Origin of the sequence: Paenibacillus xylanexedens, from assembly GCF_001908275.1 — a bacterium.
Taxonomy (GTDB): domain Bacteria; phylum Bacillota; class Bacilli; order Paenibacillales; family Paenibacillaceae; genus Paenibacillus; species Paenibacillus xylanexedens_A.
Genome location: NZ_CP018620.1, coordinates 2,171,069 through 2,188,849, shown reverse-complemented (window position 1 = coordinate 2,188,849; position 17,781 = coordinate 2,171,069). Strand labels below are relative to the sequence as shown.

General features: G+C 46.6%; 18 protein-coding genes. 6 read left to right on the top strand and 12 right to left on the bottom strand.

Annotated features, from left to right (window positions below; genetic code table 11):
- Positions 1-11: 11 nt before the first annotated feature.
- The gene (locus BS614_RS09560; RefSeq protein WP_074093806.1) at positions 12-1,067 is read left to right on the top strand and encodes a Gfo/Idh/MocA family protein; all 1,056 of its coding nucleotides are present in this window, start codon (positions 12-14) and stop codon (positions 1,065-1,067) included.
- A gap of 346 nt (positions 1,068-1,413) precedes the next feature.
- Here the strand turns inward: BS614_RS09560 and BS614_RS09555 are convergent, their stop codons facing one another.
- The gene (locus BS614_RS09555) at positions 1,414-2,733 is read right to left on the bottom strand and encodes a glycoside hydrolase family 125 protein (RefSeq protein WP_074093805.1); all 1,320 of its coding nucleotides are present in this window, start codon (positions 2,731-2,733) and stop codon (positions 1,414-1,416) included.
- Between the two features lie 370 nt (positions 2,734-3,103).
- Between BS614_RS09555 and BS614_RS09550 the strand changes: the two genes are divergently transcribed.
- Positions 3,104-4,165: a LacI family DNA-binding transcriptional regulator gene (locus BS614_RS09550; RefSeq protein ID WP_074093804.1), complete on the top strand. Its 1,062-nt coding sequence runs from the start codon at positions 3,104-3,106 to the stop codon at positions 4,163-4,165.
- A gap of 227 nt (positions 4,166-4,392) precedes the next feature.
- Here the strand turns inward: BS614_RS09550 and BS614_RS09545 are convergent, their stop codons facing one another.
- From BS614_RS09545 to BS614_RS09535, 3 genes are all read right to left on the bottom strand, one after another.
- On the bottom strand, positions 4,393-5,994 hold the full coding sequence (locus BS614_RS09545; RefSeq protein ID WP_074093803.1) for a DUF4179 domain-containing protein: 1,602 nt from the start codon (positions 5,992-5,994) through the stop codon (positions 4,393-4,395).
- On the bottom strand, positions 5,972-6,547 hold the full coding sequence (locus tag BS614_RS09540; RefSeq protein WP_074093802.1) for an RNA polymerase sigma factor: 576 nt from the start codon (positions 6,545-6,547) through the stop codon (positions 5,972-5,974). The genes BS614_RS09545 and BS614_RS09540 overlap by 23 nt, the downstream gene beginning before the upstream one ends.
- Before the next feature lie 142 nt (positions 6,548-6,689).
- A complete protein-coding gene (locus BS614_RS09535; protein ID WP_074093801.1) occupies positions 6,690-7,205 on the bottom strand; it encodes a mismatch-specific DNA-glycosylase in 516 nt (171 codons plus the stop codon).
- Positions 7,206-7,326: 121 nt separating this feature from the next.
- On the opposite strand from BS614_RS09535, the gene BS614_RS09530 reads away from it, so the two are divergent.
- Entirely contained in the window at positions 7,327-8,247 is a 921-nt protein-coding gene (locus tag BS614_RS09530) for an AEC family transporter (RefSeq protein WP_074093800.1), read from the top strand.
- Positions 8,248-8,308: 61 nt separating this feature from the next.
- On the opposite strand, the gene BS614_RS09525 is transcribed toward BS614_RS09530, so the two are convergent.
- The gene (locus BS614_RS09525) at positions 8,309-8,560 is read right to left on the bottom strand and encodes an RNA-binding protein (RefSeq protein WP_047841868.1); all 252 of its coding nucleotides are present in this window, start codon (positions 8,558-8,560) and stop codon (positions 8,309-8,311) included.
- A 276-nt stretch (positions 8,561-8,836) separates the two neighbouring features.
- On the opposite strand from BS614_RS09525, the gene BS614_RS09520 reads away from it, so the two are divergent.
- The gene (locus BS614_RS09520) at positions 8,837-9,229 is read left to right on the top strand and encodes a RidA family protein (protein WP_074093799.1); all 393 of its coding nucleotides are present in this window, start codon (positions 8,837-8,839) and stop codon (positions 9,227-9,229) included.
- Between the two features lie 132 nt (positions 9,230-9,361).
- Here the strand turns inward: BS614_RS09520 and BS614_RS09515 are convergent, their stop codons facing one another.
- The 3 genes from BS614_RS09515 to BS614_RS09505 all read right to left on the bottom strand — a co-directional run bounded on the left by BS614_RS09515 (position 9,362) and on the right by BS614_RS09505 (position 12,479).
- Positions 9,362-9,994: a copper amine oxidase N-terminal domain-containing protein gene (locus tag BS614_RS09515; RefSeq protein WP_074093798.1), complete on the bottom strand. Its 633-nt coding sequence runs from the start codon at positions 9,992-9,994 to the stop codon at positions 9,362-9,364.
- Positions 9,995-10,155: 161 nt separating this feature from the next.
- On the bottom strand, positions 10,156-10,959 hold the full coding sequence (locus BS614_RS09510) for a nucleotidyltransferase domain-containing protein (protein WP_074093797.1): 804 nt from the start codon (positions 10,957-10,959) through the stop codon (positions 10,156-10,158).
- A 26-nt stretch (positions 10,960-10,985) separates the two neighbouring features.
- A complete protein-coding gene (locus BS614_RS09505) occupies positions 10,986-12,479 on the bottom strand; it encodes a TROVE domain-containing protein (protein ID WP_074093796.1) in 1,494 nt (497 codons plus the stop codon).
- Between the two features lie 370 nt (positions 12,480-12,849).
- On the opposite strand from BS614_RS09505, the gene BS614_RS09500 reads away from it, so the two are divergent.
- On the top strand, positions 12,850-14,205 hold the full coding sequence (locus BS614_RS09500; protein ID WP_074093795.1) for a helix-turn-helix transcriptional regulator: 1,356 nt from the start codon (positions 12,850-12,852) through the stop codon (positions 14,203-14,205).
- On the top strand, positions 14,153-15,037 hold the full coding sequence (locus tag BS614_RS09495) for a WYL domain-containing protein (RefSeq protein WP_074093794.1): 885 nt from the start codon (positions 14,153-14,155) through the stop codon (positions 15,035-15,037). Before BS614_RS09500 ends, BS614_RS09495 begins: the two co-directional genes overlap by 53 nt.
- Positions 15,038-15,141: 104 nt before the next feature.
- On the opposite strand, the gene BS614_RS09490 is transcribed toward BS614_RS09495, so the two are convergent.
- From BS614_RS09490 to BS614_RS09475, 4 genes are all read right to left on the bottom strand, one after another.
- Positions 15,142-15,642 (bottom strand): LURP-one-related family protein, encoded by a 501-nt coding sequence (locus BS614_RS09490; protein ID WP_036606430.1) that lies wholly within the window; start codon positions 15,640-15,642, stop codon positions 15,142-15,144.
- A gap of 182 nt (positions 15,643-15,824) precedes the next feature.
- The gene (locus BS614_RS09485; RefSeq protein ID WP_074093793.1) at positions 15,825-16,565 is read right to left on the bottom strand and encodes a hypothetical protein; all 741 of its coding nucleotides are present in this window, start codon (positions 16,563-16,565) and stop codon (positions 15,825-15,827) included.
- Entirely contained in the window at positions 16,562-17,260 is a 699-nt protein-coding gene (locus tag BS614_RS09480; protein ID WP_074093792.1) for an ABC transporter ATP-binding protein, read from the bottom strand. The genes BS614_RS09485 and BS614_RS09480 overlap by 4 nt, the downstream gene beginning before the upstream one ends.
- Positions 17,253-17,639: a GntR family transcriptional regulator gene (locus tag BS614_RS09475; protein ID WP_026081254.1), complete on the bottom strand. Its 387-nt coding sequence runs from the start codon at positions 17,637-17,639 to the stop codon at positions 17,253-17,255. Before BS614_RS09475 ends, BS614_RS09480 begins: the two co-directional genes overlap by 8 nt.
- Between the last annotated feature and the right edge of the window lie 142 nt (positions 17,640-17,781).

Here is a 17,781-nt window from a genome sequence, read left to right as displayed (position 1 = left end):
GAGATGAGAACATGAATCATCCTTATCGGGTAATCATCGCTGGCTGCGGTGCCATGGCAAACACGTGGGCGGATTATGCCTTGCAAAGGCCAGATACAGAAATCGTCGGACTGGTCGATCTGTATGAACAGACAGCCCTTGCTTTTGCTACAAGACATGGCCTAACCTGCCCTACGTTCACCGATATCCGTGAAGCCATTCAAACGACTGGTGCAACTATCGTATTTGATGTCACAATTCCGGCGAGTCATTACGGCATTGCCATGACGGCGCTGAAGGAAGGATGTCATGTATTTGGCGAAAAACCACTGGCAGAGTCCTTCTCAGACTGCACAGATATTGTGCAAACCGCTCGCAGCACAGGACACATTCAAGCCGTCATGCAGAACCGCCGGTTCGATCCGCGTATCCGCGCCTACCAGCACCTCATTTCCGGCGGAGCTATAGGACAGGTAGGTTACGCAGGAGCCGACTTTTTCCTCGGGCCACACTTCGGCGGATTCCGGGATCTGATGGATAGTCCGCTGCTGCTCGATATGGCGATACATACGTTTGATCAGGCACGTTATATTCTCGGAGCCAACCCAGTATCGGTGTACTGCCATGAGTTCAATCCTCCAGGGTCCTGGTATCAGGGCAATGCGATGGCGTTATGTATATTTGAGATGTCTGACGGGTCCGTATTCAACTATCGCGGGTCCTGGTGCGCAGAAGGTGTACCCACATCATGGGAAGCAAGCTGGCGCGTAATCGGTGAAAAAGGAACCGCCATCTGGGATGGTCATGATGACATCTATGCTGAAGTAGTTACTGCGCAAAGCCTGGATGCTGACGGCAAACCATCCTTTTTCCAGCCAAGTGAGCGGATTGAAGCGGAACTGCCTGTCATGGACAAAACAGGTCATCACGGCTGTCTCGAAGACATGTTCGCCGCACTGGAATCCGGCCGACTGCCTGAGACCGATTGCAACGATAACCAGTTCAGCATGGCCATGGTCCTCGCTTCCCTGGAAAGCGCCCGCACAGGACAGAAAGTGTTCATCGCCGATCTACTGAAAAACACATAGCAAAGCGCCTGTGTTTTTCAGTAGAAATAAAGCCCAAACTGCAAAGTTCAGCAGTTTGGGCTTTTTTGTTTTTTTTACCTACTCTTATTCTAAAAATGATGTCGTTCAAAAACAGTCGCGCTCGATAGTAAAAGTAGTGCAGGGAACGAAATCGATTCTGAAGAAGCAAAGTGTTCGCCTAAAAGCTTTCTGAAAGAAAGCTGCATCGGAAGCATACGCTTATCACCGGATTTCGACTTTACAAAAGTCGATCAGGAAATCCGGGGATAACAGCGATCAAAAGAACGATTCGTAACCGGAACGGCTGCTTCGCGAGCAGTGAGTATTTTTTTGAACTTTCATCATTTTATAGAATTCCTTTTTTCATTGCCTTGTACACCAACTGCGAGAACAGGCTGTTGGACCAGGCAAACCATGGTCTAGTGAACGTGTTTGGATCATCGGCGTGGAAACCCTCATGCATATATCCAGTACCCGCATCTGTGTTCTCCAGTAATTCAATCATCGCCAGTATTTCCTCGTCATTGTCTGCGGTCAGACCCTGCATGGATAGCGCCATATGCCAGATGTATCCCGGAGGGGTATGGGGGCTGCCGATACCTTTGGCTACCTTCCCTTCATAATAGAACGGATTTTCCTTACTCAGAATAAATCGACGTGTGTTCTGATACACCTTGTCTTCAATCGAAGCATACTCCATATACGGTATGGACATCAGTCCAGGTGTGCCCGCATCATCCATCAGACAAAAGTTGCCGTAACCGTCCGTCTCATAGGCATATATCTGTCCATACTCCGGATGACGGTAAGTACCGTACAGGGAAATGCCATGTCGTATTTCTTCTTCCAAACGAGCCATTTGACTCACCAGCTGCTCATCCCGGAACACCCACTTCGCGATCTCCCCCATCTGGCGCAAGGTTACCGCAGCGAACATGTTCGCCGGAATATTATAATGAAAATCACAGGCATCATCACTCGGACGAAATCCGGACCAGATCATCCCCGTATAATTCACCGGCATGCCCAATCCTTCATTACGCAGCGTATCATGGGCTGGACAATTACGACGCATGAACCGGTAAGATGAACGTTCTGTATGATGCTGTTCTGTCTCCCATAGTTGTACGATATTCTCCATCACTTTCTTGAAGCGCTCATCGAATATATCCGTAAGTTCAGTCTCCCGCCAATATGTATAAGCCAGCTTCATGGAGAAACAAAGAGAATCCAGCTCAAACTTCCGTTCCCATACCCAAGGTGACATCTCTGTCTCATCATTGGCATCCCAATGCCAACCATTAGCCGTTTCATTGAACGCATTGGCATAGATGTCCATATCAGCGTAGAACGTATGGCGTTTGATCAGCCCCCCGATAATATGCTGCAACTTCTCGTCATCCTTTGCAAGCGGAACATAATGCATGACCTGCTCTACGGAATCCCTTAACCACATCGCCGGAATATCCCCTGTAATCACAAAGGTTGTTCCATCATCGAGAAGCTTTGTGGTCGTTTCCAGCGTATTGGGAAAACAATTGCGAAACTGAGCCAGCAACCTCGGTCGATGTTGCAAACGCTCGTCCGCCTCAGTCAGAATATCCTGCACAGCTTGCGGTAATTCCAGTTGCGGCATAGGGATTTTCGGTAATCTGAACTGTTCCATGGATGTCGTCTCCTTTGAATTGGTTTATTTAAGTTCAGCTAATAAATTTTTACACTGGCACTACGATGACAGAACAACTTTCCAATCGCTGTTATCCCCAGATTTTTTCGATCCCCTTTCTCAAGGGGAAATCCGGTGATAAAGGCGAAGTTTATGCTTCCGATGCAGCTTTCTTGCCGAAAGCTTTTAGCTTCGCTTTTTCAGTTTTTTCTGCCCTCTCCGTTATCGTGTAAATGTTTAGTTGAACATATATAGATTGGATCTAGCACTCCAATTTATATTGTTATTTTTGTTATGATAAATTATAATAACATTATTATTTGTAAGTGTACTGTGTCAGAAGATGATCGTCAAATGAAGGAGTAATGATATGTCACGTAAAGTATCCATTCAGACGCTGGCTGACCAGCTCGGATTATCCAAATATGCCGTCTCCCGCGCACTCAGTGGCAAGACGGGTGTCAGTGAAGCGACACGCGCACGGGTACTCGAACTCGCTCGGGCTTTAGGATATCGCCAAAGTACTCCGGGTGCTACCAACAGTCCTGCTGCCGCAAACCATGCGGATCCTTCCGATCCCCCGTTTGTTCTCATATGCATGAATCAGCTCAACCGCGGTGAACCTCACTACTGGCAACGTGTTCTGTCAGGCATGATCTCCGCCTGTAATGAGCGTAGTTGGCATCATGCCATTGTATCCCCCTCACTCGGAGTGACGGACGAGAACACCTCTCCCGAAAAAGCTATTGCTCCTCACTTGGACTGGGAACGTTGTGCCGGGATTATTGTCATGGGGGCTTTCCCGCATACGGTTCTGCAACGACTCTCTCAGACGGGTCGGCCTATTATTTTGGTAGATCATCAGGAACCCCTGCTGAATTGTGATACGATCAGCCATGATAATCTGGAAGCTGGTATCACCGTCGCGAGATATCTAATGTCTATGAATTGCCAACGGATCGGCCTCATCACAGATGATGGTCGTGCTGCCAGCTTCGCGCAGCGGAAGATCGGGATTGAGTTGGCTCTGAACCATTTCCATGTGGACACCAGTCATACGACCAGCTTCAGAGAATGGAACATTCCGTATGAGAACGGCGAATGGGTTAACCAATTGGCTACCACCATTCAAAACATGCCAGATGACAAACGTCCCGATGCCTGGATTGGTGTTAATGATGATATTGCTTTGCAATGGATGCACAAATTAAAGGAGATGGGCATCTCCACGCCTAAAGATTGTCTTGTCATCGGTATCGACAATGTACACTCTGCCGTTACGTCTTCCCCGCCTCTGACCACGGTTAACCTGTGCAAAGAGGAACTCGGACAGCGTGCCGTTGAAGCTTTACAACGCCGGATCGAACGCCCGGGAACGCCGAAAGAGACCGTTATGTTATCGACTACGTTGATTCCAAGGGAATCGGCATAATTCGGGGAGGGTAACTGTACTTTTCTGAAGATGAATTCGTTAGGTACTTGCCCTCGCCGTAAATCTGGTACATACAAAAGAGGCCCCGCATACCATTATGCAGGGCCTTTTCGTATATTAGGCTTATATGCTTATATGTCTATACATCCACACTTAAATCTGTTGATCCATCCTTATACATCCATTCAAAACTTCATTTACTTCATGTCTGAGAATTGTACTACTGGTTATTTCAGCCAAGGCAGGCTATCGTACGACGGAAGATCCACTTCCCAATTCACATCGCGATACTCACGATGAACAACCGATCGTTTCAAGGTGAACTTGGTTGCAGAATTCTGATAGAGGCCATGAACCATTAATTTAAGATCACCTGTAACATATTTTTCGTCATTATTTATCTCTTTAAACGAATTTAGAATTGAAACGGGATATTCGATTCCTTCACGATCAACCGCCACCCATTTGTCCCCGACAATTTCGTTGGAGAACTCTGCACTTCCTAACAATACAAGAGAATGCTGGTCATCGGTTCCATTACCCGATGGAATATAAACCCCTCTTTCTGCATCAAAGTTATATCCATTCAAAACGACGCTGTCACCCGATTGCTCAAATGTTGTGGTCTTGAGAGGGAGTTGTTCAAGATCAATTTCGATAGACTTCTCTTCCTTGACTGGTAAAGTGTAGCCATCTAATACAAAGCGAATATTCTTCGCGTCCACCGTCACAAATGCGGGGTCCCACGTCTCCGATAGTTTCAACCAACCACCATTTTCGTTCGCTTCACTCAGATCACGGAGCCTGAACTTCGCCTGTCGAGTGTAAGGCCTGCTTCCGTTAAATATTCTATACTCATTGGTTTCAGGAATTTCAATGTGATACAGAATATCCATCTGTTCCTTCCAATCCTCACCCACTTTTGCCTGCAGTTGATCATTCAAACTGACATTCACATCAAGGCGGGTTCCGTTTGGCGTTCTCACAAGTTGCGTCATGTCTAGCTTTAACCCCTCCGGCGTGGTATACGTGTTATTCATAGGAGTCATAGTAGCCATTGCTTTTGCTTTTGTCATGTCGATGTTGAATTCGAAACTCCAATCTACTGTTGTATTATTTTTTACTGTTGTGTTAGTACCCGCATCATAATAATCAGGTATTTTTAAAAAGTCTAATTCTCCGCGTACGACAATCTGATCTGGAATAACATCATTTAATTGAAATACGAATTTTCGATAATTTATACCACTAGGCTGGGAATTCACTACAGGAACAGCAACCAAATTACCATGTACATCTGTAATATGAATCTTCCCTGCTTCTGGAGTAACGACTGGTATCCTGATGTCATCCGGGCTAGTTTGCTCCGTTAAAAACACAATTTGTGAACGATCGACAAGCACATCTTTGATCTCGAATGTGTATCCCTGATCTTCAATCTGAATGTTCGGATTAACCACAAGCCCTGGTGGCTTCAATCGCTTATAATCTTCAGTGAGGAACGCCTCTCTTAATTCCGTAGGTACTGGTATATCTGGTAAACGAGGAATATTTACAGCGCTCACCACTGGCTGCTCGGGCGCACCTGTTCGATCCCAAGCCAGCCATGCACCTCCTCCAAAAAGGAGCATAGCCGCAGCCACAATCCCCGTACGGTATATCCATCTTGTTTTGGGCACCTTTCTCGACCATGGATACTCATCTTCTCCATTTTCCATAGACACGTCATCCAGCTTCTGCATGACCTTAAGCGTAAAATCCGCATCTGGCTCCTCTCGATACAAATGCTCTTCCCACAACCGATCTTCATCCTTTGAAATAGGCTTCATATGTGGCTACACCTCCTTTGCGTTCCATTTGCTTCCTCAGCGTTTTTTTTCCGCGATAAAGGGCGTTGCGCACTTTGGTTGAACTCATGCCTGTAATGTCTGCAATCTCTTCATAGCTCAACTCGTTTGTGTACTTCAGTAATAACACCAGGCGATACGATTCAGGTAACTGTTCGAGCTGTCGGTATATTTCACGCTGCATCTCTTTATGCAGCACACGCTTTTCAGGTGTTTCATTACTGACAGGTTCGATCCCCTGATCGACCGAAGACATGACGGGTTTCTTTTCCCGTATAAAATCCCGCATCCTATTCACCGCAATGGTGTACACCCACGACGAGAAACTTCTTCCCTCCCGCCGCGACGGGAGATAACGATAGATGCGAATGAACGTATCCTGAGCGAGATCCTGTGCATCCGGATGACTCGCGCCCATTCCGCGCATGATGCCGTAGATTTTATTTTTATATCGATCCACAAGCACGGAGAACAACTGCTTATCCCCTGCAACAATGCGCTGAATAAGCTCCTCCTCCGGTATCTGTTGATTCATGTAATCCCCCTTCTCTACAGCTTCCATGCATGGTTCTGTACTATATAGACGGAAGCCGTTCCCGAAACCTCTCACTTTATCCAAAAAAAAGAATTCGCCCTTATCGGCAAAGCCGACTGGGTGAACTCTGCTTACTCGCCTCTTAATCTTCCCTGTTCTTCTCCGCAACAAAATCAGCAAGCTGGGAATAGATCGCCACAATCTCATCCATCGACATGCGCACGAGTCCACTGGACGACGGAGCGACGAACTCCTGAATTTCCTTGACGACCGGGTCGTCCTGGAATCCCCATTGCACTTTGGCACGTTTGCTGTACTGGGTGTATACACCTTTTCCGACAAAACAAGCGATGTCCGGTCGGTATTCCTCCAGCTTTTGCCGTAAAATCTGTCGTCCTTCTGCGTACTCTTCCTTCGTAATATCCTCCATACCTCTGGTGGGCCGGGCCACAATATTCGTGAATCCATATCCCAGCTTCAGCAACTCTCCATCCTCCTGTGCATCATATAAACGCGGGGTTAATCCCGACCGTTCAAGGATGCGCCAGAACCGGTTTCCTTTGTAAGCATAATGATGACCCGTCTCTCCAGACGTAATGCTCGGATTGAAACCAATAAACAATATCGATAAACCAACATCCAGATGATCTGGAATCATGATGGGAAGCCCCCTTATCTTTTTTAGCTAATTAAATCTTTCGTGTGTGTATAAAATGATATAATAAGCAAAGTATTTTCGAAATCGGATTGAAATTTTCATGAAAAAGGAAGCTGAACTAATGATTGCAGACATCATGCTTGAAGTCGTCCTGCCCGTCTTTCTCCTGATCGCCGTCGGGTCCTGGATGCAAAAGGTGTTCAAGCTGGACTTGTACACCCTCGCCAAAATCAATTTCTATTGTATTACCCCCGCAGCCGTCTTTATGAGCATGTACCACTCGGATATGTCGGGCGAACTGCTTGGGACCGTGACACTCTTTTACGCGATATATGTATCGATTCTCTATATTGTAGGTTCTGTATTTGCGCGCTCGCTTCGGATGAATAAAGGCATGAAGGCTGCTTTCAACAACAGTATTATGCTGGATAACGCAGGCAACTATGGACTGCCCATCAATGCACTGGTATTCCGCGGGGATCCACTCGCCTCTTCCATTCAGGCACTGGTCATGTCTTTGCAGGCATTACTGACATTTACCTATGGCGTGTTGTCCATTCAGGGCGCGAAGCTCAAAGGTAATTACCGTGCCGTGATTATTGGATTTCTTAAAATGCCCGTTCCGTATGCACTCTTGCTGGGGATTCTGTTACACATGTGGAAGGTTCCCTTGCCTACGTTCCTGTCCATGCCACTGACCTATGCGCAGCAAAGTATGGTTGCCGTGGCGCTTCTGACACTCGGGGCACAGATTGTAAAATATCCAATTCAACTGTATCGCCTTGATGTGTATATTAGCACATTTTTGCGTCTTCTGATTGGCCCAGCTATCGGAATTTCAATTGTGCTACTGCTTGGATTGGAAGGTATCTCTGCGCAGGCACTCATTATCGCTTCGGGTATGCCGACGGGTGTCAACGCATCCATTCTCGCGGAAGAATACGATAACGAACCAGATTTTGCAGCCCAGACGGTACTAATCTCAACGTTGCTTAATATCATCACAATTACGGCACTGATCTCTTATGCCAAAACGTTCTGAAATGAAAAATAAGTCCATGACCCATGAGCAGGGTTGTGGACTTATTTTTGCGGTACTGAAACTATGATTCAAACGTCGTTCGTTCCGGGAACTTGCCGCCTTCCCTGAATAAACATCGTACCAGTCGCTGCGCAGCTCGATTAAAGAAAAAACTCGGGCTTACCCCATCCACCTGGACAGGTTCCAGTTCCCTCACACTTTCCTTGATCTTATTCATCTCAATGAGCCCCATCTTTCGCTCATTCGGTCCGAATCGATAAATAACCTTCTCATCGTCCTCCGTCTGTTTCACCAGCAGAATCACAGATGCCATACAGGTTACCCCCTATCGTTACGTTATGAGATTCCATTAATCACTTGCTTACTATAATTATTACCCAGATTCTAGTGGAAGGATATAGGACTTAAGTTAGTTATACCTAAATTAAATATCCTGATATAAAGATTCTCTGGAATGAGTCGTTAGGCTCACAAACACCGTGTTTACACTATCCTAATGGATAGTCACTGTCATGAAAGTGCGTACTGCCCAAGTCGTTTTTCTCCGTTTATACTAACCTTATCTTGAATTCCCAAAGGAGAGAAATATATGTCTACAGCTCAAATATATAGCCACGGGGTCCCGTGGGAAGAGGCATTCAGCGTTGCTCAGGGATACAGCATTAACGGTACGATCTACATTGCAGGTCAATTTTCGCATGATATGCAGGGGACGTTTATTGGTGTCGATGATATTGAGGCACAAGTCCGCCAGACACTGGATAACTTGGATCGCGTGCTCGCAGGATTTAACGTGACCAAGTCGAATATTGCTGAACTGGAGATTTTTTTGGTTCACCCGCAGGAGCATCTTGAGACATGTGTTGCCGTGTATAAAGAGTACATTGGTACTCATCGTCCGGCTGTCACGATGGTTGGGACATCAGGTCTGGCCTTCCCTCATCAACTGATTGAGATTCGCGCCGTCGCTCATACCGACTGATTCTGGTCATATCCAACGTTGCAGAGCCAAGTAAAATGGCCTGATGAGGTTTCGCTTTAACGAAGTCCATATACAAAAAAAAGAAGCAGGGCCGGATAAACTCCTAACCTGCTTCTTTATGAATTCTTAATCTTATTCTTTGACTTTCACCGTCAGCGTATTACCGGATGAAGTGAGGGATGCTCCAAGCCCTTCTACCAAAACTCTGAGTGGAATGTATGTTGTTCCCTTAATTTCTTTGGGTGCTGCCTGTAGGGTGACTTCTTTCCCGTTCACCTTCACCTTTTTACTGCCCAAAGTAAAGATTAGCTTGTACTTGTCTTTGGTAACGGTAATAGTTTGAGTCTTACTGTCCCAATACGTTTTGGCTTTCAACGCTTTGGCCATCTCACGCAGGGGTACGAGATTTGTATTATTCATTACAATTGGTGATTCAGTGAAAATAACCTTGGAACCATTCACCTTCACCTGAACAGAAGAGGTAATATATTCCGGTTTAGGAGCAGCTTTCTTTTTGGTTGCCGTTGAAGACTTGTTACTTTTCTTGGTACTTCCTGAACTGGATGAACTTGAAGATGAAGATTTGGAACTCGAAGAGGAACCTCCGTTGTGATAGTGATATTCCCCTTGTTTCAGCCCCCATTTTGCACAGTTGGTACGACAGGTGTGCCCTCCACTCGAATCTGTTCTTCCCGGGTGAGCAGACGCAACGGTAGCAAAAATCATGAAAATGGCAAGCAAACTGCTTATTACTTTGATACGCATACGGATAACCTCCAGCAATTAGTTTGGCCAGAGTATCATACCATAATTACCCATACAATATAGGTTAATAACATAATTTATTTTCACATAACAGTTCACAAACGCGGGTCTAATCACTTCAACTCCATCGATAGCGTTACCAGCACACAACTTTCTTCCTCTTACCCCCGTTCGCCCCACACCTCTTGTAATGCAAATCGAAAAATCCGGTCCAATTCTTCAAATTGAATAATCTGCTCATTCTCCATCTGTCCCGCCAGTCTGTCAAAATGCTCGATCTTCTCCGCCAAAAAAGCCTGTATTGCTGGCAACTGCGGCTCCAGATCCAGTTCCTCGCCCGCCTTTTTCCGGCGTAGTAACTCATGAATCTCCGTAAATAGCGGTGTAGTCGCAGGTACAAGTTCTTGCACCAACTCTTCAAATGCCATCGGTGGCATCGCATCATAACGTTCGATCCAGCCACAAGCGAGCAATGGACGAAGAACATAGAAATACTTTTTAATCCTCACTCGCTCACCTTGTAAATAATCGCGGAAGTTCCCCTTTGCCATATTCAGATAATGATACATGCAGGACTTGGGAGAGAAGGTCAAAGGCGACAGTGCACGGATATGCTGTGCCACGTTATACTGTTCATCATACTGAATCGGGGATTGCAACCACTCCAACAGTGGTGGATTTGATTTGCGAAACAGCTTCAACGCCTTGCGCAGATCCCAACCATTAATATCGAGCTGGTCACTGATGGGACGTTCGATCACATCCCTCTTATCCTCAATCGACAAGTACCACTCCAGCGGTCTTACATACAGAAAACGCACATCATAATCACTATCCTGTGAAGGAAACCCCCACGCCCGACTGCCCGATTCACAGGCATAGATAATCCGTACCTGCTCCTCCTGTTCAATTTGCTTGAGCTGTTGTCTGATCGTATCTTTCATTTCTTCATGAACGTAGGTCATGGTCAGCCGCCTCCAAATTCCCCAATTTAAATCTCTATCTCTCTCACCCGGTTCGCAAGTGTATCATATCCTGCCACAGTCTCGGCAATATACGTCAATACCGTTTCACTCCAACCGTAGATGTAAAAGGTTTTGCCATCCCGTGGCGGTACCATCGCCTGCTGATAAGGTGCTATATCAACAATAAATGCCTTCAGCTCCGGATTCATCATCCGGCGATATCGCTCAAGCTCGACATATAACGGGCTGCCTTCATTCTGTTGTTCATCGGTGATCATAATGATCTGATCCACTTTTTCTCCGATATCCCGAAGTTCCCGCACTGGTCGACCCGTGTCTGTTCCACCATGTGCACGTATACGGTGAGCTTGGGAAAGGATGCTCTCATCCATCTTGGGACGAGCATCCTCAACCATATGGTCGAATAACCAGAACAGTGCGTTACCTCTTGTTTGTTTATAAAGCGCCAGTGCCAGCACCGAACCAATCCGTAAATAATCCCCTTGCATGGAACCGGAGCGATCCAGGAAAATAGCGGTTTTTCCCGGCAGCGTTGGCAGGTTGCCAATGGATAGCTCCACCGCTTGCCGCAAAGCATCCCGCAACTCTTCCCTCGCAATCATTTCATATGCACTGGCGAATCGGAAAGGTAAGATGCGCGACTTACGCAGGGCTTCTGCATCCGTTAGACGACGTGTAACATAATCGATATTTTTCGATTTTTCAAAAACACCTGCCCGATCCATTGCATTCAGGTGACGCAACAATGCAAAGGTCGGCATCTGCGACATTAACGCCTCCCACACCGTACGTGTCGGTTGCATGATCGAGGTGACCACCGAATACGGGAGTTTACCTTTCTCGATCAGATGCATCCGACTTGCCGGGTTTGGGGTAGCTTTCAGCTTTTCCAGCGCCTGCAACTGCGGAAGTTCCGTAAGATCCACCTCATACCCGCGCAAATAACGAAACAAGGCTTGCTGCTTCAGATCTATCGGCTTGGGGTGTGCTGTAGCGATCATATCGCCCAGACTATATCCACGCCCGCGTCCGTTGTATTTGATCGCCCAGTATTCGCTGATTCCGTTCAAAAAGAGACCCACCTGACGCTTCACCGCTCGGCCGCCCTGCCCCCGACCCAATCCTCTCAGAATGGTCAGAAAATCGGCCAAATCAGCCGGTGTCTGTACGACTTTGGAGAACACCTTTGCAAAATGATCCACATCCACTTTGGACAGCAGTGCCAGCCCGTATAGAGGCTGTAACCGCATCAAACCTTCATTACGAGCATAGACCAGCGCTCGCGCCATAAACCCTGCATCGACCTCAGCCATCTCCTGATGACTGACCATCGCATCGTCCATCAGTTGCTGTGTATCTGCATAGAATGTATTGTTCAATGTATTGGTCATCAACATCTGTATATATTGTTCCTCCACCAATCGCTCATAGGCTCCATAGCCCCCATGATTACGTGTCGTTGGCTGAGGTTGATTGAATAATTGTTTCGCTCTGCTCATCACACATGACCTCCCGGTGTGAGTCTATTTACTGTTCTTTCATAATAAAATGTTCCGAGGAAAAAGGTGGGAAGGTATAATACCCGCTCTACCGCTGAGCTACACCGCCATGTACGGCGGTGATTGGATTCGAACCAACGACCTGGTCGATTAACAGTCGAAGTAACCCTCCCTGGCGCCTCGGAACCTTGATCCGCAGCGCTTGTTGCTGCTCCGCTTCACAACCTTATTATGCCTCACACATCTGCACGCGAACATGGCGAAAGTATGGCGACGAACAGTTTCTGAAATTGAGTCACTCTTCATAACTTTAAAATGAAACCTGCCACTCATCCTGCTACAATGAAGGGATAACGAGGAGTGAATGTTCATGGCAAGAGAGAGTTTTGACAAAGAAATTCAGTTCTTACGCATGTTATCCCTAACAAGCGGTGCATATAACCGCAAACAATATGCCGAGCGGCTTGGCATATCCGTACATACCTTTGATAAAACCAATCGCAGGTTAAAAGAAATCATGCAGACCGTCGCCGACCAACGTTCAGGTGCCGAAGCAAGCCGGGAAATGGCAGATCTCGTCCGCTTCCAATACGGGGAGTCGGCAGAGCCAATGCTGCTCTTTCTCTTCCGCGCCAAATCGATGAAAGAGACTGAAGTTCAGCGGCTTTCTGTCCTTTTGCATACCTTACAACATAAAACCCTGACCGCGATGGAACTGCTAGACGCCTGCTGTGCTGATCTGCCGGAAGATCTGGCGTTACCTGACGAGAAAACCATTCGCTCCGACCTGAAGTATTTGGAAGAGGTTGGGGTTATTCGAAAAGAGCCCGGTGGCAGGCCATATCGATATGCTTTACAGCAAGATGTCCTTACCGAATTAACAGTGGAGGAACAGCTGGAGTTGTATGATTTTGTGGATATGATGGCGAATACCCAAGTTCCTTCCGTACAGGGGTACTTATTGCGGGATAGTTTGAAAAAAGCCATTACGGCAAGTTTTCCGCAAGAAGAAGCGACCGAACCCTATATCTATAAGTATCACTATTATTCTCGTATCCTGGACGAAGCTCATCTCTACACGCTGCTTGGTGCGATTCGTCAGCGCAAACGTGTGCAGTTCCTATACTTTTCACCGAAAAAACCATCCAGCTACAGTTCACAGAATACGAATCCACGTTTTGAACGGGAAGCAGATGGTCGATCCAACCGGATCGTGCCCCTTGAAGTGATCTATGACCATCAGTATGGTCGTTGGTATGTCATTGGATATCAGGGCCGGCGCGGCTTTGTGAAATTCCGCATGGAAGGCATAACCCAACTGGAGGAACAGGATTCAGTAGAAGAGCAATACATGCTCGAACTGAAGCAGCAGTGGACCGACATTAGTCGCTACAGTTGGCTCGTGGATACGGGGAATACTGTTACGGTTCAAGCACGCTTTTTCCACCCGGAGCGTGGTCAGCGCAACTTCATTCTGGATCGGGTTCGTCTGCAAGGTCAATGGGGCAAAATTATACCCGAAACGGATCATACCTTTCTCTATGAAATTCAGGTCAACGGTACCACCGAGATCAAACCGTGGTTACGGAGTTTTGGCTCCAGCTGTGAAATAATCGCACCTCAGAGACTACGCCAGGAGATGATCAAGGAATGGAAGGAGATTGCGGAATATTATGAACCTGTTCGAGAAGATGTTCAATTACCAGATGATGACACGACTGAATGAAACCGGACTGTTCACCTGGACCTCACAGGAACGGGCCTGGCTTCGCATGATGCTGAATCACCCTGCTGCGAGAGAAGCGCTGAGCCCTGTTACATTGGATAAAATGTACAACATGCTAAATGGTGAGCAGGACCTGAACCTTCAGGATTACCTGACCGAAAAAGCCAAAAGCGAAGAAAACAATGTCTCTCACCCACTGCTTAGACAGTTAAGGCTAATCATACTGCATCATCAGGGATTTCGAATGACAGGCCGCGTCCGTAATGGACGCACAAGCCATGATGAATTTGGTTTTCCGTATAAACTGGAGTATTCCATGGTCAAAAAAGAATGGTATGTGCTCTGGTACGCGCCTCGCTTCGACAAACTCATGTCTACCAAGCTGCACAGCATCGTTACCGTGGAAGCCCAATCGGTTGAGCCGAATACCGCTTCGAGTTACACTGCTCGAATTGCCGCAATTACGGAGAAACGCAAAACGACCATCACCATCGAGGTTCTGCCCGAGTTCAATCAGGAGTTATCCCGAATCCTCTATGCCTTCTCCTGCTTCGAGAAACAGGTCGAGTACCTGGAAGCCGAGCAGACGTATCGAATCGAGCTGACCGTTCCGCGGAATGAGATGGATTATGTCTTATCCAAGATGCGTTTTCTAGGCAAACGGGTTCGAATCGCTGACCACACGATGCTGCGGGAGCGGATGTCCGAAACAGCTGCCAAGGCATTGGCCCGTTATGTAGAAAAAGATCCTGATATGCATCCCGAACACTCCAATGAAGTTCAGCACCACCAACGTGAGGTAGGCTCCCTTGCGAAAGCCGATGGTCAATGATTTTGTAAGATTGGGTTAACCATAACTATTGCTCAAAAGCAAACCCATATTAAATAAGGTCTGGATGATCTCATCCAAACCTTTTTGCTATACATGCGCCTAAACTAGGTTCCACCACTGCTGGCAGCCGAGTTCCTTCTTTTGTTAATCGCGTGCACGCCCATGACCACTGCAATTAATTCATACGTGTCCAGTTGTTCAGACTGGTTATCTAATACAAATGCCCCTGAACTAAACCAGCCGCTGGTACGACGGAAACTGGCCACGATGCGGCCACCACTGCCACTTATATCATATTCCTGCGAAAATGCTGGAGCAGACACATCATACGTACCGCGCGATCCTGCATCGTACTCATACTTTTTGCTGAAAAAACTAAATCTCGCTCGCAATACGCCCAGATGTCTCCCATCGGCTGCAGTGATATCCCAACGATTGGTTAACATGCGGAATTTGCCACTGCAAACCAATCCCGAGTTATCTGATACATCGAGCGAAGAGCCAAAAACACTTTTCAAATCGAGATGCCCGGCCTGTTCCTGATTTGGATTCATGATCTCGGTGTAACCCGCATTAAAAAAGTTATCCCTGAAGTATAGTTCCATAACGATTGCTCCTTTCCCTTACATATCCTTTTGTTCTGTTTAACCTAATCTCGCATCGAGCACACAATATATCTATATATACGTATAATTAATGGTAGTGGATTCAAAATATGGATTAACACTGGATGTAAAAAAAAACGAGCAACCCTGGTTGCTCGCATCACGTTCAAGTTATCCTGTCATCAGACTTCAACTTTTTTGTTGTTCAGGTAAATGGTTGCCCACACCAAGATAACGGCTACGATCATTTCAAATACAATGCTTACCCACATGCCGTCCGACCATAATACACCATTGGCTGTGATTGCAATACCTGTACTTTCTTCCGTATACCGGAACATCTCATTTGGACTGAAGCGTCCAGTCGTAATAATATTCTCCAACCAGCCAATCAGATTAACGAGGACAAAGAATGCAACGATTCCGATCCATGGTCCCGTTTTCCAGCGGAAGCTACCTGCAATCGAGATCGAAAGGAAGATAATGACGGTCATGAATACCATAACCCATGCGCTAAACAGCAACAAACTAATATAATCCGAAACATGCAGACCCGAAAGATCAATATTGCTAGCCATGTTCATTCTGAGCTTCATTGAAATATAGATGTAGGCATGAGTCGTAAAAATAATGACTAACCCCAACCCGCAAAGTAGTCCAAAGATCAAAGGAGACAACACATGTGATAGGCCCGTTACGGGTAACAGACGGCGATTATAAGAGCGGATATTGGACGTGTATGTTTTAATCATTTTCACATAAATAGCCACACCAACTCCAACATACCCCATAATGCCAATCACAACCCCTGTGACCTCAGACATGAAAAGGGAAAGCCCCACTTGCGCGATAATCAAAATAACTAGCCCAGCCAGCAGTGTATTCCAGTTCCTTCTAAAGTCATACTTCAATAATGTCATCATTCCGCATAGACCTCCTTGAACATCTCATCCACACTTTTCCCATATTTCAGACGGAGTGTTTCCACTTCTTCCCGCATCACCAGTTCGCCCTCGCGAATAAAGACAACTTCATCAAAAATCCGTTCGATATCATTCACAAGATGCGTTGAGATGATGAGACTACTGTCTTCATCATAGAACTTGACGATCGCATCCAGAATCTTGCCTCGTGCAACCGGATCCACTCCGCCAATCGGTTCATCCAGCAGATACAGACGAGCCTTACGAGAAAGTGCCAGTGTTAGTTGTAGTCGTTCATTCATCCCTTTCGACAGATGCCGTACCCGGTCACTCTCGACAAGGTTCATGAAGTCCAGCATCTCCCGTGCCTTCTCCTCATCAAAATCAACATAGAAATCGCGATAGTACGCAATCGCATCCCGGACTCTCATCCACTTTTCGGTTAATGGGCGATCCGGCATAAATGAAACCAGCGCCTTCGTCTCCAGCCCAACAGGCTTACCTGTAACTTGAATCGTTCCGCTGCTCGGATGCAACAAACCTGCAACCAGCTTCATGAGCGTACTTTTTCCACTACCGTTGCTACCCAGCAGACCTACGATTCGTCCTGGAGCAATATCCAATGTAATATTACTGAGCGCTTTCTTATTGCCATATGTCTTATTGATCTGGTTCAGTTCAAGGATGTTACTCATGCGTTGTTCCTCCCTTTCCTTCCGCAACGGCATCGGCTACGATGGATAAGATATCCTGCTCTTCGATCCCCAGTTCCTGCATTCCGGTCAGAAAGCGTTCCAGCAGTTCACCGGCCATCTCTTTTTTGATCGTCATAATCTTCCGCTCCTCACTGGTCACATATCTGCCCAAGCCCCGTTTGGTTTCGACCACTTCCTCCCGCTCAAGCTCCTGAAATGTCCGTTGTACTGTATTTGGATTGATCTGTAGTTCAGCCGCCAGTTCACGAACCGAAGGAATTTTGTCCCCTGCCTGAAGTGTCCCGGTTACAATCTGTCTCTTGATGTACTGCATGATCTGCAGATAGATTGGTAAATTGTTATCAAATTCCATAGTCACAAAGCTCTCGCTCCTCTCTGTACTGGTGTGTTAGTTACATAGTACACTAGTTAAATAGTGTTGTAAAGCCCATTTGTTAAAATATATATTCTCTCAATTGATGGGCCAGCTTCGACTATTGATATCCATACAAAAAAAGAGC

What these genes read in the sequence shown, in the direction of transcription:
- BS614_RS09525 (WP_047841868.1), bottom strand. Translation starts at nt 8,560, where the DNA reads ATGGCATCTGTGATTCTGCTGGTGAAACAGACGGAGGACGATGAGAAG.
- BS614_RS09545 (WP_074093803.1), bottom strand. Translation starts at nt 5,994, where the DNA reads ATGAAGCCTATTTCAAAGGATGAAGATCGGTTGTGGGAAGAGCATTTG.
- BS614_RS09505 (WP_074093796.1), bottom strand. Translation starts at nt 12,479, where the DNA reads ATGAGCAGAGCGAAACAATTATTCAATCAACCTCAGCCAACGACACGT.
- BS614_RS09485 (WP_074093793.1), bottom strand. Translation starts at nt 16,565, where the DNA reads ATGATGACATTATTGAAGTATGACTTTAGAAGGAACTGGAATACACTG.
- BS614_RS09490 (WP_036606430.1), bottom strand. Translation starts at nt 15,642, where the DNA reads ATGGAACTATACTTCAGGGATAACTTTTTTAATGCGGGTTACACCGAG.
- BS614_RS09555 (WP_074093805.1), bottom strand. Translation starts at nt 2,733, where the DNA reads ATGGAACAGTTCAGATTACCGAAAATCCCTATGCCGCAACTGGAATTA.
- BS614_RS09520 (WP_074093799.1), top strand. Translation starts at nt 8,837, where the DNA reads ATGTCTACAGCTCAAATATATAGCCACGGGGTCCCGTGGGAAGAGGCA.
- BS614_RS09510 (WP_074093797.1), bottom strand. Translation starts at nt 10,959, where the DNA reads ATGACCTACGTTCATGAAGAAATGAAAGATACGATCAGACAACAGCTC.
- BS614_RS09550 (WP_074093804.1), top strand. Translation starts at nt 3,104, where the DNA reads ATGTCACGTAAAGTATCCATTCAGACGCTGGCTGACCAGCTCGGATTA.
- BS614_RS09480 (WP_074093792.1), bottom strand. Translation starts at nt 17,260, where the DNA reads ATGAGTAACATCCTTGAACTGAACCAGATCAATAAGACATATGGCAAT.
- BS614_RS09500 (WP_074093795.1), top strand. Translation starts at nt 12,850, where the DNA reads ATGGCAAGAGAGAGTTTTGACAAAGAAATTCAGTTCTTACGCATGTTA.
- BS614_RS09540 (WP_074093802.1), bottom strand. Translation starts at nt 6,547, where the DNA reads ATGAATCAACAGATACCGGAGGAGGAGCTTATTCAGCGCATTGTTGCA.
- BS614_RS09495 (WP_074093794.1), top strand. Translation starts at nt 14,153, where the DNA reads ATGAACCTGTTCGAGAAGATGTTCAATTACCAGATGATGACACGACTG.
- BS614_RS09535 (WP_074093801.1), bottom strand. Translation starts at nt 7,205, where the DNA reads ATGATTCCAGATCATCTGGATGTTGGTTTATCGATATTGTTTATTGGT.
- BS614_RS09560 (WP_074093806.1), top strand. Translation starts at nt 12, where the DNA reads ATGAATCATCCTTATCGGGTAATCATCGCTGGCTGCGGTGCCATGGCA.
- BS614_RS09515 (WP_074093798.1), bottom strand. Translation starts at nt 9,994, where the DNA reads ATGCGTATCAAAGTAATAAGCAGTTTGCTTGCCATTTTCATGATTTTT.
- BS614_RS09530 (WP_074093800.1), top strand. Translation starts at nt 7,327, where the DNA reads ATGATTGCAGACATCATGCTTGAAGTCGTCCTGCCCGTCTTTCTCCTG.